This window comes from Microbacterium sp., assembly GCF_047971895.1.
GTDB lineage: Bacteria > Actinomycetota > Actinomycetes > Actinomycetales > Microbacteriaceae > Microbacterium.
In genome coordinates, this window is record NZ_JBKEAF010000100.1 from 1 (window position 1) to 1,696 (window position 1,696).

At 68.2% G+C, this 1,696-nt stretch carries 3 protein-coding genes and 1 pseudogene; all 4 read left to right on the forward strand.

Annotated features, from left to right (window positions below):
• Positions 1–128: pseudogene (locus ACK5IN_RS07905) on the forward strand (50S ribosomal protein L2); the annotation flags it as partial.
• Between the two features lie 11 nt (positions 129–139).
• On the forward strand, positions 140–421 hold the full coding sequence (gene rpsS, locus ACK5IN_RS07910) for a 30S ribosomal protein S19 (protein ID WP_416895649.1): 282 nt from the start codon (positions 140–142) through the stop codon (positions 419–421).
• A gap of 25 nt (positions 422–446) precedes the next feature.
• Positions 447–848 carry a 50S ribosomal protein L22 gene (rplV, locus tag ACK5IN_RS07915; protein WP_416895650.1) on the forward strand — a complete coding sequence of 134 codons (402 nt, stop codon included), beginning with the start codon at positions 447–449 and terminating at the stop codon, positions 846–848.
• 3 nt (positions 849–851) lie between these two features.
• Entirely contained in the window at positions 852–1,667 is an 816-nt protein-coding gene (rpsC, locus tag ACK5IN_RS07920) for a 30S ribosomal protein S3 (protein WP_416895651.1), read from the forward strand.
• Positions 1,668–1,696 lie beyond the last annotated feature (29 nt).

Consider the following 1,696-nt stretch of genomic DNA (forward strand, 5'->3'; position numbering starts at 1 on the left):
GCAAGACGTCCGGTGGACGTCACCCGGTCTCCCCGTGGGGCCAGCAGGAGGGCCGCACCCGCAAGGCGAACCTGCCGTCCGACAAGCTCATCGTCCGTCGCCGTACCGTCGGCAAGAAGCGCAAGTAGGAGCATTCAGAATGCCTCGCAGCCTCAAGAAGGGCCCCTTCGTCGACGAGCACCTGCTCAAGAAGGTGGTTGCCGCCAACGACGCCGGGTCGAAGAACGTCATCAAGACCTGGTCGCGTCGCTCGATGATCGTGCCGGCCATGCTCGGCCACACGATCGCCGTGCACGACGGTCGCAAGCACATCCCCGTGTTCGTCACGGAGGCGATGGTCGGCCACAAGCTCGGCGAGTTCTCGCCGACCCGCACCTTCCGCGGCCACGAGAAGGACGACCGAAAGGGTCGCCGCCGCTGACGCGGGGGCGAGAAGGGAAAAGGACATGGTGGAGTCGATCGCCCGCGTGCGACACATCCGCGTGACCCCGATGAAGGCCCGTCGCGTCGTCGATCTCATTCGCGGTCGCCAGGCCGTCGAAGCCCTCGCGATCCTGCAGCACCTGCCGCAGGCGGCGGGGGAGCCGGTCGCCAAGCTCGTCTCCTCGGCGATGGCGAACGCCCGCGTCAAGGCGGATGCCACGAACGAGTTTCTCGATGAGCAGGATCTGGTCATCTCGCGCGTGACGGTGGACGAGGGCACGACCCTCAAGCGCTTCCGGCCGCGCGCGCAGGGCCGCGCATTCCGCATCCGCAAGCGCACGAGCCACATCACCGTCGTGCTCGCCACCCCCGACGAACTCGTCGACTCGGCAGCCGAGTCCGCAACCGCGAAGGCAGGGAAGTAAGCCATGGGACAGAAGGTCAACCCCTACGGGTTCCGCCTCGGGACCACGACGGACCACATCTCGCGCTGGTTCTCCGACTCGACCAAGCCCGGTCAGCGGTACAAGGACTACGTGGCCGAGGACGTGAAGATCCGCAAGTATCTCACCAAGACCCTCGACCGCGCGGGCGTCTCGAAGATCGAGATCATCCGCAAGGACGGCGAGGTCGAGGTGACCGTGCACTCGGCGCGCCCCGGTATCGTCATCGGTCGTCGCGGCGCCGAGGTCGAGCGCCTGCGCAACGACCTGATGAAGCTCACCGGACGCTTCGTCAAGCTCAACACCAAAGAGGTGCGCAACCCGGAGGCCGACGCCCAGCTCGTCGCCCAGGGCATCGCCGAGCAGCTCGCCGCCCGCGTGGCCTTCCGCCGCGCGATGCGCAAGGGTCTGCAGGGCGCGCAGCGCGCCGGCGCCAAGGGTGTGAAGATCCAGGTCTCCGGCCGTCTCGGCGGTGCGGAGATGAGCCGCTCCGAGTTCTACCGCGAGGGCCGCGTTCCGCTGCACACCCTGCGCTCGAACATCGACTACGGCTTCTACGAGGCCCGCACCACCTTCGGCCGCATCGGCGTGAAGGTGTGGATCTACAAGGGTGACGTGTCCGGAACGCGCGCCGAGCGTGCTGCTCAAAAGGCAGCCCGTGCGCAGGCCACCGGCCAGCGTCGTCCTGGACGCGGCCCGCGTCGTGACGGAGGCCGTGGTGGAGAGCGCGGCGGCCGCCGTCGCGCCGAGGCTGCTGCTGAGGCTCCCGTGGCTGAGGCAGCGCAGAGCGAAGGAGCGTGACCCATGCTGATTCCGCGTCGCGTCAAGCA

Bases quoted from the DNA above. Each gene is read 5' to 3' on its own strand.
- rplV (WP_416895650.1), top strand. From the start codon at position 447: ATGGTGGAGTCGATCGCCCGCGTGCGACACATCCGCGTGACCCCGATG.
- rpsC (WP_416895651.1), top strand. From the start codon at position 852: ATGGGACAGAAGGTCAACCCCTACGGGTTCCGCCTCGGGACCACGACG.
- rpsS (WP_416895649.1), top strand. From the start codon at position 140: ATGCCTCGCAGCCTCAAGAAGGGCCCCTTCGTCGACGAGCACCTGCTC.